The organism is Type-F symbiont of Plautia stali (assembly GCF_059731105.1).
In genome coordinates this window covers 111072-130755 of the sequence record NZ_AP035911.1, presented here as the reverse complement: position 1 = coordinate 130755, position 19684 = coordinate 111072, and the positions used below count along the sequence as shown (strand labels likewise).

Annotated in this window: 16 protein-coding genes; 4 read left to right on the top strand and 12 right to left on the bottom strand. The window is 52.1% G+C overall.

Annotation, left to right across the window (positions count from 1 at the left end):
- Positions 1–406: 406 nt before the first annotated feature.
- Positions 407–1402, bottom strand: a complete 996-nt coding sequence (locus tag AC6I7A_RS22020; protein WP_058958149.1) for a hypothetical protein — start codon at positions 1400–1402, stop codon at positions 407–409.
- Position 1403: 1 nt separating this feature from the next.
- Entirely contained in the window at positions 1404–3086 is a 1683-nt protein-coding gene (locus tag AC6I7A_RS22015; RefSeq protein WP_498005027.1) for an AAA family ATPase, read from the bottom strand.
- Positions 3087–3492: 406 nt separating this feature from the next.
- Here AC6I7A_RS22015 and AC6I7A_RS22010 point away from each other — a divergent pair, with 406 nt between their 5' ends.
- Positions 3493–4197: a haloacid dehalogenase type II gene (locus tag AC6I7A_RS22010; RefSeq protein WP_058958151.1), complete on the top strand. Its 705-nt coding sequence runs from the start codon at positions 3493–3495 to the stop codon at positions 4195–4197.
- A 22-nt stretch (positions 4198–4219) separates the two neighbouring features.
- Here AC6I7A_RS22010 and AC6I7A_RS22005 read toward each other — a convergent pair whose 3' ends face one another.
- The 9 genes from AC6I7A_RS22005 to AC6I7A_RS21965 all read right to left on the bottom strand — a co-directional run bounded on the left by AC6I7A_RS22005 (position 4220) and on the right by AC6I7A_RS21965 (position 13706).
- A complete protein-coding gene (locus AC6I7A_RS22005) occupies positions 4220–5749 on the bottom strand; it encodes a Fic family protein (RefSeq protein ID WP_058958152.1) in 1530 nt (509 codons plus the stop codon).
- Between the two features lie 149 nt (positions 5750–5898).
- Positions 5899–6264, bottom strand: a complete 366-nt coding sequence (gene arnF, locus AC6I7A_RS22000) for a 4-amino-4-deoxy-L-arabinose-phosphoundecaprenol flippase subunit ArnF (RefSeq protein WP_058958153.1) — start codon at positions 6262–6264, stop codon at positions 5899–5901.
- Entirely contained in the window at positions 6261–6581 is a 321-nt protein-coding gene (gene arnE, locus AC6I7A_RS21995; RefSeq protein WP_058958154.1) for a 4-amino-4-deoxy-L-arabinose-phosphoundecaprenol flippase subunit ArnE, read from the bottom strand. The genes arnF and arnE overlap by 4 nt, the downstream gene beginning before the upstream one ends.
- Positions 6581–8248: a lipid IV(A) 4-amino-4-deoxy-L-arabinosyltransferase gene (gene arnT / locus AC6I7A_RS21990; protein ID WP_082668217.1), complete on the bottom strand. Its 1668-nt coding sequence runs from the start codon at positions 8246–8248 to the stop codon at positions 6581–6583. Before arnT ends, arnE begins: the two co-directional genes overlap by 1 nt.
- Positions 8248–9150 carry a 4-deoxy-4-formamido-L-arabinose-phosphoundecaprenol deformylase gene (gene arnD, locus AC6I7A_RS21985; RefSeq protein WP_498005023.1) on the bottom strand — a complete coding sequence of 301 codons (903 nt, stop codon included), beginning with the start codon at positions 9148–9150 and terminating at the stop codon, positions 8248–8250. Before arnD ends, arnT begins: the two co-directional genes overlap by 1 nt.
- Entirely contained in the window at positions 9150–11129 is a 1980-nt protein-coding gene (arnA, locus tag AC6I7A_RS21980; protein ID WP_058957518.1) for a bifunctional UDP-4-amino-4-deoxy-L-arabinose formyltransferase/UDP-glucuronic acid oxidase ArnA, read from the bottom strand. The genes arnD and arnA overlap by 1 nt, the downstream gene beginning before the upstream one ends.
- Positions 11126–12109: an undecaprenyl-phosphate 4-deoxy-4-formamido-L-arabinose transferase gene (gene arnC, locus AC6I7A_RS21975; protein WP_058957519.1), complete on the bottom strand. Its 984-nt coding sequence runs from the start codon at positions 12107–12109 to the stop codon at positions 11126–11128. Before arnC ends, arnA begins: the two co-directional genes overlap by 4 nt.
- A 1-nt stretch (position 12110) precedes the next feature.
- Positions 12111–13247, bottom strand: a complete 1137-nt coding sequence (gene arnB / locus AC6I7A_RS21970) for a UDP-4-amino-4-deoxy-L-arabinose aminotransferase (RefSeq protein ID WP_058957520.1) — start codon at positions 13245–13247, stop codon at positions 12111–12113.
- 255 nt (positions 13248–13502) lie between these two features.
- The gene (locus tag AC6I7A_RS21965) at positions 13503–13706 is read right to left on the bottom strand and encodes a hypothetical protein (protein WP_153009197.1); all 204 of its coding nucleotides are present in this window, start codon (positions 13704–13706) and stop codon (positions 13503–13505) included.
- A 205-nt stretch (positions 13707–13911) separates the two neighbouring features.
- Here AC6I7A_RS21965 and AC6I7A_RS21960 point away from each other — a divergent pair, with 205 nt between their 5' ends.
- The 3 genes from AC6I7A_RS21960 (at position 13912) to AC6I7A_RS21950 (ending at position 15456) form a co-directional block, all read left to right on the top strand.
- The gene (locus AC6I7A_RS21960) at positions 13912–14514 is read left to right on the top strand and encodes a YceI family protein (protein ID WP_058957521.1); all 603 of its coding nucleotides are present in this window, start codon (positions 13912–13914) and stop codon (positions 14512–14514) included.
- Between the two features lie 308 nt (positions 14515–14822).
- The gene (locus AC6I7A_RS21955; protein WP_058957522.1) at positions 14823–15260 is read left to right on the top strand and encodes a PACE efflux transporter; all 438 of its coding nucleotides are present in this window, start codon (positions 14823–14825) and stop codon (positions 15258–15260) included.
- Entirely contained in the window at positions 15253–15456 is a 204-nt protein-coding gene (locus AC6I7A_RS21950) for an Hha/YmoA family nucleoid-associated regulatory protein (RefSeq protein ID WP_009093180.1), read from the top strand. The genes AC6I7A_RS21955 and AC6I7A_RS21950 overlap by 8 nt, the downstream gene beginning before the upstream one ends.
- A gap of 80 nt (positions 15457–15536) precedes the next feature.
- Here AC6I7A_RS21950 and AC6I7A_RS21945 read toward each other — a convergent pair whose 3' ends face one another.
- Positions 15537–19487: a S6 family peptidase gene (locus AC6I7A_RS21945; protein WP_058957523.1), complete on the bottom strand. Its 3951-nt coding sequence runs from the start codon at positions 19485–19487 to the stop codon at positions 15537–15539.
- Between the last annotated feature and the right edge of the window lie 197 nt (positions 19488–19684).

The following is a 19684-nucleotide window of genomic DNA, read 5'->3' as shown; positions in this document are numbered from 1 at the left end:
ACGCTTTATCAGGATTTACTACTGATGATAAAGCAATTTTCAAGATAAAGGCGTTTATTTTGGTTGGTTATTTAATTTACATTAAGCTTTACATGATGATAATTATATAAGGTCAGAATTGCACATATTGTGGCTATCTTTCTAGTTAGGGACTAGAATGGCCTAACTATCGTACGGGTATTGCATGTAGCTGATACGTATTGCGCTTACTTAGGAATTTCAATTTGATAATAAATCTTAAATTAAACTTAGTTAGCTAAAGTGATTGGCTATTTTGATGCCAATACTTATATTTTTATTGATTCTTTTCCCTCTATTTTAAATTTACAGCCAAATTAATTTAAAATTTTTAATGCTAAAAATATTTTTAAATCAAAAACCCGAGAAAAATCCCGGGCTAATTGAACTAAAACTTTATAGCGTAATGAACACAAAAGTGATGTGCGCCATCCACATAGAAGTGTTGAGTTAATTTTTTTAGGTTTGGATAAAATGTTGATTCCATGTCAGTTCTGAACAATGAAACATTTCCATCCAGTTCAAACTTACTGACATCAAATGATGTAATGTACGTAACATATCTTTCCCACCACAGCTCAAACTTATTACCCGTATAATATGTTATTAGGAAGTTTTTGTTCGCCCTAAGGGGGTTGTAATTATTTATTACCTTTTTGTAATGCTTATCTATGTAATTTTTATCCAGTGAAGTTAATATCATGGCCTCTATGATAGAGAATAAGAAGCCATTTTCCTCAATAATTAAATCAAGTTCACCAGCACTTAGTCCACTTGAAGAGTGGCCTTCTCGAGTCTGATCTTTAACTTCATACTTGCTAGAAAGAAGCAAGTTTCTTAAATGATCATTATAATCATCCTCAGTAGTTCCTTTGCTATTAGTTCTTGCTAACCGGTGAAGAACCCAACCTATATCATATGACAATTCATCAAAAGAAACTTTTCTACGAGAAACCCTATGAACATTAGTCACAGTTAAGTTTTGAAGATTGAAAAGAGAAATTCTTTGTTTCCTCATTTCCTCTACAAAAGGGCTATACTTTTGATTATCAGAAGTAATGATATTTTTGTCAAAAGTGGTTGCTGCTTTTCTTATAGATTCATAAACAGTTTCCTCAATAGAGGATAAAAAAGGGATAGGTGTTTTAAGCCATTTCCCGTCATTCCTTGCTTCAAGTTGGTTGAACCAAATCTTGTATAATCCAAAAGCATTTTGATCATGTTCTACGGCTTTGCCATATTCGAGCTTGAGCCGTCCGTTTTCATCTGTAATTACTTGGTCATCAGATTGAAGCAAAGCACCTAGAAAAACGTTATTAAATACAATTGGATCAGAAATATGATTTGCAAAAAAACCTGGGCATATACAATGAGCATTCGACATATTATTGAGCCCCGTGATTTTGAAGCATGCGCTCAAGTTGTTTTTGTTGAATTTCTAAAGTATCTTTAATCTCAACGTCCATGAATTCAGACGGCCACGAAATATCTCCATCTGGGGATACAGGTATTTTTCGCATCGTCGTTCTATTATTTAATTTATCTCTCTCAAGATAATACATTGATAAATCGTTTTCAGTTAAAGCGCTTTCGCTATCTACGATTCTTAATCTAATCCTTCTTACCAGAGCATCACTATGAGTTTCAATAATAAACTTCTTTGAAGAATTTAACGCAATTTTTATCAACGCATCGGCCAGCCAAGCCTGCATTTTCGGGTGTAAGTGTATTTCAGGCTGTTCAATTATAGTTATTGAATGGGCTGGAGATAAATGAGCTTGTACTAAAATAGGAAGAACTTGCGATATACCGAAACCAACATCTGTGAGTTCCAAATTAACAGCATTTTGATTAACTATAATTTTATGTATAACATCGTTAACGCGCTCAACTTCCACAGCCAAATTGAACTCAGCTAATAATTCGTTGATCGCATTTTTAATGTGTTCATTATTCTTTAATACCTCTGCCAGTTCTGTACCATCAAGTGCATTTAATTGATTATGATAAATTGCTTTATCTAACAGATAATACCTTTGGGGAAAGGCTCTCAATGGACTAACATGATTGATATTAACGCCATTAAAAGCTTTCTTTAACTCTCTCATTGATGCACTGAGTGCTTTTGAAAGATAAATAGCAACCGGGTTAATCGTCTCCGAGAAATACATTATTGGAGATGATCTTATAATTGTATCATTATTAAATGATATTAATGACGTAAGATCTGTAAAATGTGTTAAATCTTTCTTGGACCTTTTTAGAAGGTCATTTTCAATGATATCTGAGGTAATCGTAACCTCATTCATCCTCTCAACCTTTAGGCTAAATATCTTCTCACCAACTTTATTATACATATTTAAAGTAGAAATTTTCAGACAGTCATTCTTACGACTATATGAGAAATTAAAATCTATCTTCTGTGCCGCCATTTTTGATAATGGTATTGTCAACAGCCCAACCAAACAGTCAGTTATTCTTTGGTAAGAAACATTTTCAACGAAATCGTGAATAGCCTTTGAGTTTTGAAGCTTAGTCTTGCTATTAATTACATCTTTATTGGCGCGATAAAACCTAATTAAAGAACAAATTTTCGAAGCTATTTTTTTTAGTTGTTTGTTGCTGAATGTTTCGCTTCCATAATAAAACTCCTCAAGATCATTTAATATCCCATGGGCTTTATCGTTTAACAGTTTTTCACGTCTAAATGCTTGGAAAATAAATCTTGAGTAAGCTAAATGTACTTCGATGCATTCTTTTTTTGCTGAATCAACTAAAGCTTTTATTGAGGTTTGGTCATCTACCTCGAAAGAAAAAGAAAGTATATTATGTGGATTTTTATCTTTAACAATATTTAATGACTCTCCCATTCCTACTCTTGAGCCATTTAAACGAAATGGTGTTTCAGTTCGTGATGCTGTATCCACAGATTGTGCGATCATTAAAAAAGAATTTAAGATAGCGCTTTTTCCGCAACTGTTAGCGCCTAATAACACTGTTAAAGGTTTAAGATCAATATCAAATGATTCGAAAGCTTTATAATTTTTTCCTGAAAATTTTACTAACACAGGTATTCTCCTTATACAATGCGTTATGAGTATAGATTCATTATCTACATTCATATTTTACATTTTTCTTCTAAATGAATAAAGTTTTTCTTAAGACTATGTTAGCGGCAATGGTCTGACAATGATCACTTAAGCTACTGCCGTAAAAGGATAAAATGATTAACCTCAGCATCCGACATAAAATCTTTGCCCATGAAAATCATTAGTTACGACTTCGTATTTGCTTTAATTTAATATGTAATAAATGATATATTTAACATAATAAGTATTATACGAATCCAGCTGAGATCTGATTTCACAGCCTGAATTACAACGACACGCAGCCCCCGTTCTTGAGCAATCCTTCCCGGTGTCCTACCTTCAATCAGCGCCCTTAACGCCTCTCATCAAGCCAACCGGAGTCAAGATGACTAACAATCTCAACCCCCATTCCTGCAGTGACACCCTCTTTTTCGATGTCAATGAGACCCTGCTGGACACGACCGAACTGAATCAGGTGGTCGCACAGCGACTCGGTGACCGGCCGGAACGTACCGAAGCCTGGTTTACCTCGGTGCTGCACCACTCTCTGGTCGAATCCGTGACCGGCAGCTGGCATAACTTTGGTGATATCGCCGAAGCGGTGCTGAAGATGACCGCTTCGCGTTACGGTGTAACCCTGCCTGAAGAAGCAACGCCACTGGCTGACATTATCGCCGCAATGCCGCCGCATCCTGATGTCGCCGCAGGGCTGACTGCCCTGCAGCAGCAGGGTTTTACGCTGGTTGCGCTGACCAACTCCTCAGCGGCGCTGGCTGAACAACAACTCAGTTCAGCCGGGCTGGCACCGCTATTCACCCGCATTCTCAGCGTGGAGCAGGTTCAGGTTTATAAGCCCGATCTGAGAGTTTATCAGTGGGCAATGAAAGAGATAGGCAAGCCTGCCGCAGAGTGCATGATGGTGGCGGCGCATGGCTGGGATGTCGGTGGCGCAAAACGGGCAGGGATGAAGACCGCATTTATCACCCGCAAAGGCCAGTCACCTTATCCACTGGCACCTGCACCGGATTTGATCGTCAGCGATACAGGTGCGCTGGCCGCACAGCTTAAACGGCTCTGCTTAACGCAATGACCGGCAGATCAAATCCGGGCATTCAGCCTGCCTGTGTCTCAAATGCCGATCTGACCGCTTCCACGATGCGTCCGGACAGCGTCGCGTCGTCCAGCATCGGGAACGTTTTTTTAAGCTTGCCTGAGATCTGCCAGCCATTTTCCTTCAGCGAACGAATAATCCGGCTTGCATCCTGATCGGGCATTTCCACAACCTCTTTCAGACGCTGCTGCGCACGCTGAAATATGACTAACACGCGCGCTTCATCTGCCATTTCTGTTCGAACGGTGTGCTCTATCACTCTGCACGTATAGAGCACATGCTCGGTTAAGTCGGGATAACGCCAGGCGAAACGGGCATCCTCATAGTCGCTGAAAATGAAGTTACTTTGCGTGCCATCTTCATAGGTTTTGAGTTCACCAAACCGATAGCAGCCTGCATAACGCCGCATAAGTCGTTTAGAAAACACGTCCAGCGTGCGATCGTAACCGACACGAAAGTCCATCGAACTGGTGATGGTGGCCGAGACGGGCAGAATGACCCCATCCGGTATCGCTCCGTCACGAATCAGCGTGTCATTAATTAAAAAACGATGGATACGACCATTGCCATCGCGCATGGGATGGATATAGACAAATCCAAACGCAACAACAGCGGCACGGGCCAGCGGCGCGGCTCCGTGCGTCGCCTGTTCAAAGGCTTTCAGCCCCTGCATGAAGCGAGGAACATCATCATAGTGCGGCGCAATATAGTGGACGATATCTTCACGCATTGTCGACTGCCCGACAAATACCGGCGAGCGGCGCAGACCCAGGCCCAGTGCATCCTGCCCCAGAATGCCCTGCTGTATCGTGTGCAGGCTGACATCGCTGAGCGGATCGTCCAGCTGACCGCAATACTGCGCGATAACGTGGGCAAACCGCTGAATGCGATCGCCCTGGTCCGACTCTTTCTCGATAAGAAAACTGGCGCGGGACTCTTTAAATGTCAGCCAGCTGGCGGTGCGCATCAGAATATCTGCGCCAAAGGCCTTATCCAGATCTGAAAAAGCAGCATTGAGATCGAACGCCAGCGCCTGTTCAACGGCAGCTGTTCTGCGCACCAGGGGGCAGAAATCGATCGATCCCGGCAGGTTATCGTTAATGCGCCAGCGTCTGCTGCGTTTCACGGTGGTTCGGGTCAGATACGCTTTCGATGAAATCGCATCAATATAGCCGCCATTAGTGACATCGGGCACCTGCAGCAGGTTACCGGTCAGCCACTCATAGAAAAACCCTGCCCGACGCGCATATTGTCCGAACGGCTCCTGACGACACCACGCCTCCAGAGGTTCCGGCCCGATTACCGTAAACAGGCGGGCAAAAAACTCCAGGTGGATCTCTTCATATTTGAGACCAAAGGCAAAATGCCCGGCAAAATCATCTTCCGGCTGATAGCCAGGAGGATAGTAATTTTCCACCTGCCCCTGACTGTCATGATGAGAACGCACCGTTCCAATCGCTGATTTCACACGCAGTGGCTGCGCCAGTCTGATTGCATAACGTTCGCGCAATGCGCTAAAGCCGACCAGCATACTGAATCCTTTATTTTTCACGCTAAAACGCTAACAGAAAGGATTTCTATCACGAAAACGATAACTTCGCTACGCCGACCCGGCTAATCTTTGCCCGAAAACGTGAATAAAAAAGAGAGTTGATGCGAAAACAGTAATGCAGACCCTATTCAGGGCTTAACCACGATGCACAAAAGCCCGATGACAATCATCACCACGCCCGCCAGGCTATGCCAGCTGAACGCCTCATGAAATACCGGCAGAGAAACTGCGGCCAGCCAGACCAGCACGTAACTCAGGCTGAGCAGCGGATAGACCCGGTTCAGGGGGAAATGACCCAGCGCCCGGATCCAGCAGAGCATGGAGAGGCCATAGGCGCCCAGCCCCGCCACCAGCAGCAGGGCGGGCAGAATGCCGATAGCAGGCAGTGACGTCAGACTGCTGACATCGGGCAACTGCGGCATCGCCCAGCGCATCATCAGCTGCGCCGCCGAGACCAGCAGCACGCTGCAGGCAACCCATCCATACCCTTTCATATCTGACTCGCCATCAGCGCCACGCCGGTGACCACCAGCAGCGTGCCGGTTATCTGGCGCGGCGTTAACCGTTCACGCCACAGGAGACGTCCGGCCAGCGCCACAAAAATAAAGTTAAGGCTCAGCATAGGGTAGGCCTGGCTGACCGGCACCCGCTGCAGCACCAATAGCCAGAGGAGCATCGCAACGCCCAGCAGCAGCACGCTCACGCCAATCCAGCTCAGGCGCGTCCGGCGGGATGCCGCCCTCGTCGCCTGCTTCTGGCAAAGCTGTGCGCTGCAGCTGAGCAGACTGACCAGAATAATCAGCAGCAGCATTACTTTGTCTGGCTGTAGTAGAGGCAGACCAGCCTGCCCTGACGATAAACGGCGTCCGGCACCGGCACATCCTCATCGATATCGCTGTGAACCGAGTCCATCAGCAACAGCAGCGACACGCTCCCCTCGCGACGATGTGGGGCAAGCCAGCCGGCGAAATCTGCCCGTGAAACAAAACGGGACTGTGCATCCGGGTAGCCGAGCCCATATTCCAGTTCCCCCTTGCTGTCATAGAAACCGATATCGCTGCGCTGCAGGTGCCAGGCGGCCGCAGAGGCGATGCCGGGGTTGTCAGCCAGGATAAAGCGGCTGGCAGCCAGTTGCTTACTGATAACCGCCACAAAACGCTGCGGCTGTTTGGCATCGCGGATCTTATCGGGGATGGCCGCACCGATAATCAGCGCAACGCCCAGCGGGCAGAGTGCCGCCGCCAGCCAGCGACGCGAGGAAGAACGGCAGCTGTACGCCCCCACCAGCCCCCAGCAGAGAAATGCCACTGCCGCCAGCACCAGCTTCAGCATCTCATGCGTGGCGAACAGCGGATGATGCGTCAGACTCCAGGGGGCCAGCACCAGCAGTACGGCGGCCAGCGTCAGGATACCGAATATCAGGTTCAGCCAGCCATTCAGCGTCAGGGCGCGCCCTGCCCGCTGCGCAGCGTTCAGGCCATAATGGGCCATCAGCAGTGACAGCGGAACAAAACAGGGCAGGATATAGGTCGGGAGTTTGCCCTTAGCCAGACTGAAAAACAGCAGCGGCATCACCGTCCAGCTCAGCAGATAGAGCGCACCGGGGTGCTGATGACGCTCACGCCAGCCCGTAAGCAGAGCCCCCGGCAACAGTGCCAGCCACGGCAGCGTGCCCAGCAACAGAATCGGCAGGTAATACCAGAATGGGGCTTTGTGCTGCGCATTCGCTTCTGCGAAGCGCTGGATATGTTCGACCCAGAAGAAGTAGTGCCAGAAATCGGGAGCCTGATGATAAATGGCCAGCACCCAGGGCGCGCTGATTGCCGTAGCAGAGAGCAGCGCCAGTGGCCCGAAGCAGAGCAGCTCCGGCACTCTCCTGCGCCAGATCGCCCACGGCAGGATTGTCAGTACCGGCAGCGCCAGTGCCAGAAAGCCTTTGGTCATGAATCCCATGCCGCAGGCCAGTCCCAGCAGCAGATAGCCGCTTACGCGCCCGGCGCGTCCACTGGCTTCTGTCGCCAGCCAGAAGCTGCACATAGCGGCCGCCAGCCAGAGCATCAGCATCGGATCGAGCACCGCATAGGTGCCGACCCCATAGACCAGCAGCGAGCTGAGGAAAATGATCGCGCCGGTGATCGCGGTTCGCGAGGAAGCAAACATCCGCCTGCCGAGCCAGAAAATCAGGGCGGCGGTCAGGGCAGTGGAGAATATCGAGCCGGCCCGCACGCCAAAATTATTGTGGCCAAACAGCCACTGACCCAGCGAGTTAATCCAGTAACCCGCAATCGGTTTTTCAAAATAGCGCAGGCCGAAAAAGTGTGGCGTGATCCAGTTGCCGGTTGCCAGCATCTCCCGGCTGATCTCCGCATAGCGGGTTTCATCCGGCTGCCAGAGATCGCGGAACACTGGCGGGACAAGGTAATAGAGGATAAAAAAGCTGAAAAACAGCAGCCATATTGTCTGGTTACGTATCCGCACTAGTTCGCCTCTTCCATCCATTTCTGGCAGCCCAGCCACCCTTCCCGTCCGGCAATTTCGCCTCTGACCACCCGGCCTAATGGCAGCGTCGTCAGATCGGCGGGCAGCAGTTCACTGAGCGGACAGAACTGAATGCCGTTATCGGCGGCCAGGGTCAGGAGGCGATCGAAGTCCGGGTAGCCGATGATCCCCTCCACTTCGGCGTGAACGGTGTAAACCGCCCCCTCTTCCGCAGCGAGCATTCGGGTCAGAATGAAGTCGTTGTACCCCTCTGCGCTGACCTCGCGCCCCACCACCTCATCCCAGGTCGGCAGCGTTACCGGGATCTGAACCGTCCCAATCTGCCCGTCTGGCAGCACCGGCCGGAACGGGCCGCTGCCGCGACAGTCGCTGTTGTAAGTGAATCCGAACGGCTGTTTAGCGGCGACCACCCGGCCATCCGCGCGCCATCCGGCCACGGCCGAGCAGCTGACCGGATGGCCGAGGATCTCACTCAGCAGGTCGGTGCCGCGCGCTATCTGCTCTGCCAGCTTTTCCTGCGGCCAGACGCCCGCCCAGGTCTGCCACGCAAAGTGGTCCCAGGCGTGCAGTCCCACCTCATGCTGACGGGTGGCGTCCTGAATAATGTGCCGCAGACGGCGCCCCATCTGCTTGCCTGGCCACGCTGTTCCGGCCAGCAGGATATCCCAGCCATAGAGCGACGCGGCCCGGGAACGCACCATTTTCAGGAGAAAAGCCGGCTTCACCAGTCGCCAGAGATGGCGGCCCATGTTGTCCGGCCCCACACTGAAGAAAAAGCTGGCCCGTACAGCATGACGCCGGAACAGCGTCAGCAGCGCCGGCACGCCCTGCTGCGTGCCGCGCCAGGTATCTACGTCAATCCGCAGACCGATCTTCTTCATCACTTATCAGCCTGTTGCTCAAGGGTGCGCAGGAAGAAGTCGAGCGTGTTGTCGATGGTGACATCCATCGTCACGGTTGGGGTCCAGCCGAGTAAGCGGCGCGCATTGCGGATAGCAGGTTTACGGTGCTCCACATCCTGATACCCTTTTCCGTAGTAGCTGCTGCTCTCCACTTCGCGGAAACCGGCAAACGGCGGGAACTGGCTGCGCAGTGGATGACGCTCAAAGCTGCACAGCAGCTGCTCGGCCAGCTCTTTGATACTGGCTTCGTTGTCCGGATTACCGATATTGATGATCTGCCCATCACAATTCTGCTGTTTGTTCTCGATGATGCGGAACAGCGCCTCCACGCCATCTTTGATGTCGGTAAAGCAGCGCTTCTGTTTGCCGCCGTCAATCAGCTTGATGGGCGAACCTTCCACCAGGTTGAGGATCAGCTGGGTAATGGCGCGGGAGCTGCCGATACGCGCGGCATTGAGGTTGTCCAGACGCGGCCCCATCCAGTTGAACGGCCGGAACAGGGTAAAGCGCAGTCCCTCTTTTTCGCCATAGGCCCAGATCACCCGATCCAGCAGCTGTTTGGAGACCGAATAGATCCAGCGCTGTTTGTTGATCGGCCCGACCACCAGATTGGAACAATCTTCATCGAAGCTGTCATCGGTACACATGCCGTACACCTCAGAGGTGGACGGGAAAATAATGCGCTTCTGATACTTCACACAGTCGCGAATGATTTTCAGGTTTTCTTCGAAATCGAGCTCAAACACGCGCAGCGGATTGCGGGTGTACTCAATCGGCGTGGCGATCGCCACCAGCGGCAGGATGACGTCACATTTCTTGATGTGATACTCAATCCATTCGGAGTGGATAGCGATGTCCCCTTCGACAAAGTGGAAACGCGGATGGTCGAGGAAGCGGCTGATGGCATCGGAACTGATATCCAGGCCATATACCTCGAAATGCGCATCCTCCAGCAGCCGTTCGGTAAGATGGTTACCGATAAAGCCGTTAACGCCGAGGATCAGCACCCGGGTGCGGCGCTGGAGCGCCGACTGCGGCTGCGAATAGAGCAGCGCGCCAGGCACCATGCCCAGACTCTGCGCCAGCTGACTGCCGTTCATATAGACGCCATGCTCGGACTGCCCGGTCTGGATTTCAAGCGCCCCTTCACCACAGGCAATCAGGAACGGCTGCTTAGAGATTACCGTGCCCGGTCTGGCCTGATGCGGCTCGTGATGAACCCGGCTCTTCCAGACAATGAAGCGGACCGACCCGGCGAAGGCAAAGGCGCCAGGCCAGGGATCGGTGACCGCTCTGACCAGATTGTGAATCGTCTGAGCAGGCTGGTTCCAGTCAATCCGTCCATCTTCGGCGGTACGACGGCCGACACGGGTCGCCTGACTCTCATCCTGGGGCCACTCACTGACCTCACCCTGACGCAGGCGGGGTAAAACGTCGCCCAGAAGCTGCTCTGCGACACTGATGAGTTTACGGTGCAGGGTCAGCGCATTGTCCTGGTCGTCGATAGCCACCGCCTGCTGCGCCAGAATATGACCGGCATCGGCACGCTTTACCATGCGATGCAGGGTGACACCCGTTTCGCGTTCACCGTTCACCAGCGCCCAGTTGAGGGGTGCCCGCCCCCGGTATTTTGGCAGCAGCGAACCATGCAGGTTAAAGGCCCCTTTTTGCGCGCATTGCAGGATCTCATCGCTGAGCAGATGGCGATAATAGAAGGAGAAAATCATCTCTGGCGCCATGCTGCGGATACGATCCAGCCAGATCGGGTGATTCGCCTCGTCGGGCGCATAGACCGGGATGCCATGCTCTGCCGCCAGACGCGCAACCGAGCCGAAAAAAGGATTTTCGGTCGCCACGTCGTTGTGGGTGAAAATGGCGGTGATCTCATAGCCTGCCTTCAGCAGCGCATTGATGCCGACACAGCCCATATCGTGATAGGCGAAAACGAGGGTCTTCATGATTGAGTATCCTGTACTGATGGCTCTTCTGGAGCCTGAACAATGCGTTGAACGAAATAGCGCGGACGCGCCCGAACGTCGTTATAAATGCGCCCGATGTACTCTCCGAGCAGCCCCATGCCCACAAACTGGGCACCCGTAAACATGAACAGCACGGCAAACAGGACAAAGACGCCATCTCCCGCCCAGGCCGCACCAAAGAAGAGGCGCAGAACAATCAGCACCAGCGAGAAAGCGAAGCCAGCGAGCGCAATCAGGCTGCCGATAACGCTGAGCAGTCGCAGGGGGGTGGTGGTCAGGCAGGTCACCAGGTCGTACATCAGGTTGATCAGGCGCATAAAGCTGTATTTCGAGTCGCCAAATGCCCGCTCAGCGTGGATCACCGGCAGTTCGATGGTGTGTCGGGCAAAGGTGTTCGCCAGAATCGGAATAAAGGTGCTGCGCTCGTGGCAGTTGAGCATCGCCTCAACGATGTGGCGACGATAGGCGCGCAGCATGCAGCCGTAATCCCCCATCGCTTTGCCGGTCACCCGCTGGATCAGCCGGTTGAGCGTGCGCGAGGCTTTACGCCGAAACCAGGTGTCCTGGCGCTGCTGCCGGACCGTGCCGACCACGTCATAGCCCTGACGCGCCGCCTCAACCAGCCGCGGGATCTCCTCCGGCGGGTTCTGCAGATCGGCATCGAGCGTGATAATCAGATCGCCACGCACCTGACTGAAACCGGCCATGATGGCGGAGTGCTGCCCGTAATTGCGGTTGAGCAGCACACCGATGACCCGGCTGCCGGGTGCGGAAGCCGCCTGCTCAATCAGCTCGGCGGAGCGGTCACTGCTGCCGTCATCGACCAGCAGGATTTCATAGTCCATCTGCAGTGTGTCGCAGGCGGCAGCGGTGCGCTGAAGCAGCTCCGGCAGGCTCTCCTGCTCGTTGTAGACCGGGATAACCACGGAGAGTCTGTTGATTGGTTTATTCTCGCCCATATCAGACTCCGGCAATGTCATGCAGCGCCTGAATGACGCGCTCGACATCCTGGTCCGTCATTGAGGGAAACAGGGGGATCGAACACATCTGCTGGCTGTTGCGTTCACTGGCGGGCAGACGTAAATCGGGATAGCGCTCGCGATAATATTTGTGGGTGTGGGCGGCCCGGAAATGCAGGCCACTGCCGATATTGCGCGCCTTCAGCGCCTGCATAAACGCATCACGCGACAGGCCACACTGGCGTTCATCAATACGGATAATAAACAGATGCCACGCATGCTGATGAGGCCAGGCGGGCAGTGACAGCGGCGTGAAAGGCAGTGCGCGCAGCGCGGCAAGATAACGTTCGGCAATCTCGCGGCGGCGTGCAATAAAACCGGGCAGTTTCTGTAACTGCACCAGCGCAATGGCTGCGCTGATGTCGGGCAGGTTGTATTTAAAGCCGGGCATCATCACTTCTGCCTGCGGCAGACGGCCCTGCGTCTGGCGATCAAAAGCATCAACGGCCAGACCATGAAACTTCAGGCTGCGTATGCGATCGGCCAGCGCGGCGTCATCGGTCACCACCAGGCCACCTTCCGCACAGGTGATATTTTTAATGGCGTGAAACGAAAAAATTGCCGTGCCGCGGTGCCCGATCGGCTTTCCGTGATAGGTCGTGCCTGCCGCATGTGCCGCATCTTCAATAATGGCAATGTTATGCTGCTCAGCCAGCTGGTAGATCGGGTTAAGATCGACCGGTGCGCCAGCGTAATGGACCGGAATAATGGCGCGGGTCCGGGGCGTAATCGCCTGTGCAATCAGTTCCGGCGTCACCATCAGGGTATCAGGGTCCACATCGATCATGACCGGCGTGGCGCCCAGCAGCGTGATCAGATTCAGCGTGGAAACCCAGGTCATGGAGGGCGTAATCACCTCATCACCTGGCCCAATTCCCATTGCCATCAGCGTGACGTGCATCCCGGCGGTGGCAGAGCTGACGGCAATCGCGTGCAGGTTGCCGGTCAGGCGGACAAAGGCCTGCTCCAGACCGGCGCACTGAGCGCCGGTTGTGATCCAGCCCGAGTCAAAGACCGCTTTCACGGCTGACAGCTCTTCATCACCCAATGAGGGACGGGAAAAAGGCAAAAAATCCATGCTAAAACTCCTGCAGATCAAACCCATAAGCGATCGCGCGAAATTAATCAGGCACAACGCCGGAAACAGAACTTAAATAGCGATTTATCATCCGCCGGCAGGGATGTTATTTACCCCTGGCGTCCATTTCTGGAATAGGGGTTGCCGGACGGGTAATACAAACTAGCTAGCGCACGAAAGTTAACTGAACATTAAATGAAGGGAATGAATAACAATAAATTAATGCAGGGTTCATTTGGTCATTTCTGAAAAAGTTCACTGATATACATTAATATCGCCTCCGGGCAGACTTCTTTTTGATTGATTGATGATTTGTTTATAAAACAACGGAACCTGCCGCTGAATGATCGGCTTTCCATTATGTCCGGTCAGGGGGCCTCTCAGATAAAAATAGCTTACTGAAGAACGCAGATGATTAATCACCGCCCTCTTACAATCCCGGTAAACGTCAGATTCCATATTCCCGCCTTAATGTATTCTTAATATTTCCCGTTATTTTTGCGCTGAGACGACGGCCACCGTTAACGTTTCGTGAATCTCAGATGACAGCACGTTAATATTTGTCACATACGTCACGACAGAAAGGTAAAACAGTGTTACAAAGTCAATAAAATCGCGGTTTCAGGCGTCAGCGTTTGAGCCCGCTCAGAATGAGAAAATAGTGATGAACCGTGTCGCCTGCTTATACGCTCTGCTCGCCTTGTTCAGCCCGGCGCTTTACGCCGCCCCCGTCACCTATACCATCGCGCCTGAGAAAACGTCGATCGGCCTTTCATGGCGTGCCTTTGGTCATGACTTTTCTCAGGCCACACTGCAGGGCGTGACCGGCACGGTGACGCTTAATCGCGATGAAGAGCGTGATGACCATATTGACGTCACCATTCCGGTCGCGACGCTGGTGGCCTCAAACAGGCTGTTAACCTGGCAACTGAAAAGCGATCTGTTTTTCGATGCAGAGCATTATCCGCAGATTCACTTCGTCAGCAGCCGCGTTGCCTCAATGGGGGGCGCTGATTACCGGATTTTCGGGTTGTTAACGGTCAAAGATGTCAGCCGGCCAGTGGTGATGCTGGCCACGCTCGACAGCGGACAGGCCTTTGACCCCGCCTCAGATTCGCTGGCCCTGCATGCCTCGACCGCGATTTCCCGCACGGCATTCCGGGTGGATCGGCTGGTCGGCGTGGTGGATGATCGCGTCAACATTGCACTGACGATTGCGGCGGAAGTGAAGCGGCCGCTGTCCTCACCGTTAATATCGTCCCGATAAGGGTTGTCCCTTAACCTGACTCGCAAGATAAACGCTCAGGTCAGGCTAAAAAACTATAGTCAACCTGAATACTAAAATAAAAAACTATATATGCGGTTTTCGCAGCTTTAATCTTTTATGACTTCGGGGTGGCGTTAATATTGCTTCTGGTGCGGCTTAACGTTTATGAACTGCGTGTTCAGAGAGAACCGGACAGCCTGCATCAGTCAATTAACAGGCAGGCAGAAAGATCGCAACGGGGCGGGCCCGACGGATATTACGGCACGCCAGGGCAGATCTGCGTACTGACGACATTATGAGAATCTGGTTTGGAACACGCTTTATCCCCGATGCGCACGACAACAGAAAGAGTGCTGCATGCCATCGTCTTTGAGGTGGTCGCCAATTGTCTGGTGTTCATCATTCTGATGATCTGCGCCTCCGCGGCGCCTGCGCAGTCGGCACTGTTGACGGTAGCTTCATCAGCACTGGCGATGGGATGGAACTATCTGTTTAACCTGTTGTTTGACCAGTTCCTGTTGCGAAAAGGCATGAAAAAAAGCTGGCGGATAAGATGCCTTCACGCCCTGTTATTTGAAGCGGGGTTGTTAGTGGTATTAATCCCCTTTGCCGCATGGTGGCTGGATATCTCGCTGCTTTCAGCGTTGAAGCTTGAATGCGGTCTGGTGCTGTTCTTTCTGGTTTATACCTGTCTGTTCAATCTGCTATGGGATTATGGAAGAGAATTGCAAAAACATTATGAATAAAGTCTATTATCTGGAAAAGTTAAGAAACTGCCCCTCCAGGGATATCCTGGATATCGTGACAAGCTATATGCGTAAAAAACTGCCTTATGACGATCTTTCTTCCTTTGAAGGTGCCTACGATCATCGCAAAGCCGAGCTGATAATGAATGAGACCTTCACTGAAGTACCTGCAGATGTCTGGCGACTGGTCTGCTGATCCGGTCAGATAATCTGCAGACCGGGCATCACGTCATCCGGTAATGACGTGATGCCCGGCGAGCAGGAAACAGTGCGCGATCAGAAATGGTATGACAACCCGATCAGCCCGCTGTAATCCGTATTAAAGACGCCCCCAAAACTGCTATCGACTTTTGCATTCACAGATAGGTCAGGGAGAATTTCGCCCTCCAGTCCGATACTGCTGCGGTAGCGGTCATCAGACCAGGTGCTGTAGCGCCGGTCAGACTGGCGATCGGAGAGCGTGGTCGTGGATCCTCTCCTGCCCGGTGAAGCGTGATAAGAGAGGCTGGCACTGAGATTAACCTTTGGCAGTAAAGTCCCCAGGCCGCGTTTCTGCACCATCACCCCACTGGTGGTGAAGCAGGGCGTGGCTGAACTTAATGAGACCGTCGCATCTTCCCCCTTAAGGCTATAGCCGGACAGGATACCGGCGCTGACGCCAACAAAAGGCGCAACAGAGATCGTGTCGTCGGCCAGACGAAACTGATAGCCGGTGCGCAGACTCCCCGCCACTATGTGACTCTTCTTTTTCACCCCCGGGATGCGTAATGCAGGATCGAGGCTTATTTCCTGAGTCAGAAACATATAGCGGCTGGCGGCATCCGCGAACCATCCGCCATCACGCTGCCAGGCATAATAGGCACCTAATGTGGCCAGACGGTGTTTCTCCTGTCCCCCTCCTTTCACCTCACCCAGGGTATAGCTGGCACTGACGCCTGCCGTGTGCGCACCGCCGCGCCTGTCCCAGCCGACATTCAGCGTCTGCTGGTCACTCGTCAGGCCCAGAAAATGCCCTTGTGATTGCTCAATTGCGGCCCAGGTTCCGCTACGATCGGGTGAAGTCCGCAGACTCTCTGTCCGGTTGTGCAGCTGGCTGACGGCCTCACTGATAATATATTGCCGCGCGGCCATCAAAGCGCGGGTTTGCTGAATCAGTGGCTGGTTGTCATAAACCGTGAACCACTCATCCGGATTGAACGCGGTTTTTTGGGTGTCCTTTTCGGCTTCTGCTGTAGCCTGCGCCTCAGCTTGCGCTTCAGGCTTTGCTTTCTCTTTTTCAGCAGCGGCTGGCTGCTCTGCTGGAGCCTTGGGCTCAGACGTCACATCCGTTACCGGGGTGGGCTCTGGCGTTACGTCTGCAACAGGGATGACGTCTGATACAGGTGCGGGTTCCGGAACCGGGGTGGCATCCGGCAGAGGCGTCGGCTCTGGTGCCGGCGTGACATCTGTCACCGGCGCGGGCTCTGGCGCGATATCCGGTACAGGGGGCGGCTCCGGCGTGGCATCGGGTTCTGGTTCTGGTTCTGGTTCTGGTTCTGCCGTTTTACGGCTTTCAAGCACCCATAGCACGCGATTGTTATTCTCTTTCACCTCATAATTCGGCGTGTAAACACTGAATCCGCTGTAACTGTCAGCAAAGGAGAAGTAGCTGTGTGACGTGCCTGCAGGGGCATCCACCATCACCAGATCCTGAGATAAGGTGGCCTGCCCTTCGTTGCCCAGTAACAGGCTCACGTCCAGCAGATTATCGCCTCCGCTGACAGCGTTTTTAACCATCAGCCGATCGTTTTCACTTGTTGAGGGTTTAGCGCCCAGCAGCAGCTTCAGCCCGGTTGCGTCCAGGGTATCAACGCTCAGCGTTTTGGGACGCCAGCTACCCGCTGGCACCATCGAAAGCGAAGCGCCACGCTGTGCCCGGAGCGATGTGACGTTACTGTGGCTGGTCATACTCCAGTTTGCGTCTGACGCCAGGGTCATCTGGCTGCTGCCGGATGATGTCACCGCACCCTGATAATCTACTTTACCCAGATAGAGCGACGCATGGTCTGCCAGCCGGACATCACCTTCAACCTCACTGGCAGGCAGCCGCGCCAGCGTCTCTGCACTGCGTACAGGCTGACTGCAGCGAGTCTCATCGGCGTAAATGGGAGCATAACAACGCCAGCTCTTCTCCCCTGTCAGCGGGCTGTCATTGTAGCCAAATGAGAGCGTGGCTGACTCAGCAGCAACAAAATTCGCTTTGACGCCAGCGTACTCTCCCGCCTGGAAAAAAGCCCCCGCACCCACCTTAATCTGCCTGGCGCTGAAAAGTGAGGTGCGCCAGTCGTCATCAATCACCACTCCTCCAGCATGCGCCACGGGCTGTCCCGACAGAATCAGCGTGCCATTATCCACATTCAGATCGCCATTCAGATTCATTCCACCGGTCAGGGCAGTAATGGCCGTCGCGTTGCGCGGCTGGATGTTAACGTTCATCGCGCCATTCAGGATATTTTCTCGGGTCTCACCAAGAAAACCGCGAAAAATCTGAACGTTAAGTTGCGTCAGACGGTGATTGATAGCTTCATTTGCGTCGGTACCAAGATAAGTCCAGGTTTTCGTCGACGATTTATCGGTAGGGAAGTACCAGTATGAGGCAGTATTTAACTGAAAATATTCGGTCTCCTTCGTATAGGGATTGTTATAAACATAAATGTTACCTGGCGTTCCTTCAGGAGTCCTGCTGCTGAAGGTGTAGAAAGGGACGTCGGCGGCGGTACTGCCCGTAATGTTGAGCGTCGCCGTGGTATCACTGTGGTTGACCAGTTTAGCCCCACCATCCGTATGATTAATTTTTTTGAAGGTCAACGCATTGCCATTTAAATCTAAACGACCACCGCGATAGCCAAAGAAAATCTGGTCAGTCGCGACCTGATGCTCATCGTTTAACACGACAGTTGGCCGGCCACTGACTAACGTCACGGCGGAAAAGGCCTGTTGGTTACCTGAAGTATCAGCCTGCTGATCCAATATAACGCTGCCGTCGCCCACATTCAGTGAGCCCGCATTCACGCCTTCAGCCTTCACGTGGAGCGTGCCCGCGCCAATTTTATGCAGCGCATCGCTGGCTAACCCGTTAACCTGCCAGACAACTTTTTTGCCGGCGTCTATCTCAACCCCACCCCCTGCCCAGGTTGCGTTCACGCCGCTGGCTGAAGTCAGGGTGTAATCACTGGAAAACTGGAGTTTTCCCGCGCCCATGTTGATCGGTGTGCTTAATGTAATCAGCCCACCATCTCCGTTAAAACGAAGATCTTTCGTGGCATCCAGTTCAGATGTGGAGGCTTTAGCAGGGGCGACGGACGCATAGGCTGAGGTCAGCCCCGACCAGGACCATGAAACGCCACCCTGTTTTATTGCATCGTCGTTCCATAAAACCGTGCCATTTCCGGCGCGATCAACAACGTCCGGCGAGGTATTGGCTGCCTGTACTGAAGCGACAAAATCACCGGGGATGTAACCTGCGACGGCGCGCTTGCGGTAGAGACCGCTGTCAGCGTCATAGCCGACGTGCACCGCAACCAGTTTCCATTGCTGCCCGATGTCGTCCCAGGCAAAAACCGGACTGCCGCTGTCTCCGGCATTAGCTCCGATTGACAGGGGTGTGGTATCTGCATCGTCAGGCCCAAGGTTGTAGTAGCGCAGATAGCTATTATTGGAAATGTCGCGCACATTCGCCGCACTGATAGTGCCACCCGATATCCAGTTGTAAGCACCCGTCAGGCGTACCCGCTTCGTCTGCTCATCATTAATTTGCTCCTGTGTTCCTGTTCCTGCCCGCGCATACCAGGCATAACGTGATTTATAGTCAGACAGAAAGTCCGCTTTGGAGACATAAGAATAGGGGGCGGCTTCAGTGACGACCTTATCAAGGCGTGGCGCATGGAAATCCTGCGTGCTGAGATCATTGCGATTGATAAGACGGTAAGCGGTGGCGTATCCGGCCCCGTTGCCAAACTCCACCGTTTTATAACCGGTATTGTGCTTAACACTCAGCACATAGGAAGCCGAGACGAGCGTCGCATAACCTGACGAAGAGACTCCGCCAAAATCGGGAACAGGAAAACGAAGATAGTCAGAAAGTGATCCCTCTTTTTTATAAACCGGAACATTCATTGCACCGGCATTATAGTTACCCAGGTTTTCGGCAAAGTCCCGATAGGTCTGCACGTCGATATCATTAAGCATAATACCAGCATACGAAGCAGTGCAGTTAAAAAAGGTGCAGCATAGCGCCGCGCGCCCGAAATATATCAATAGAATACCCTCATGCGGCCATTATTATTTGCGAGAAGATTTTAATCTGACAAATAGTATCACCTGGCAAATCCTTCCCTGAATCCACAACAGGCACTGATATTGACCAGCATCAAAAAAAACAGGCC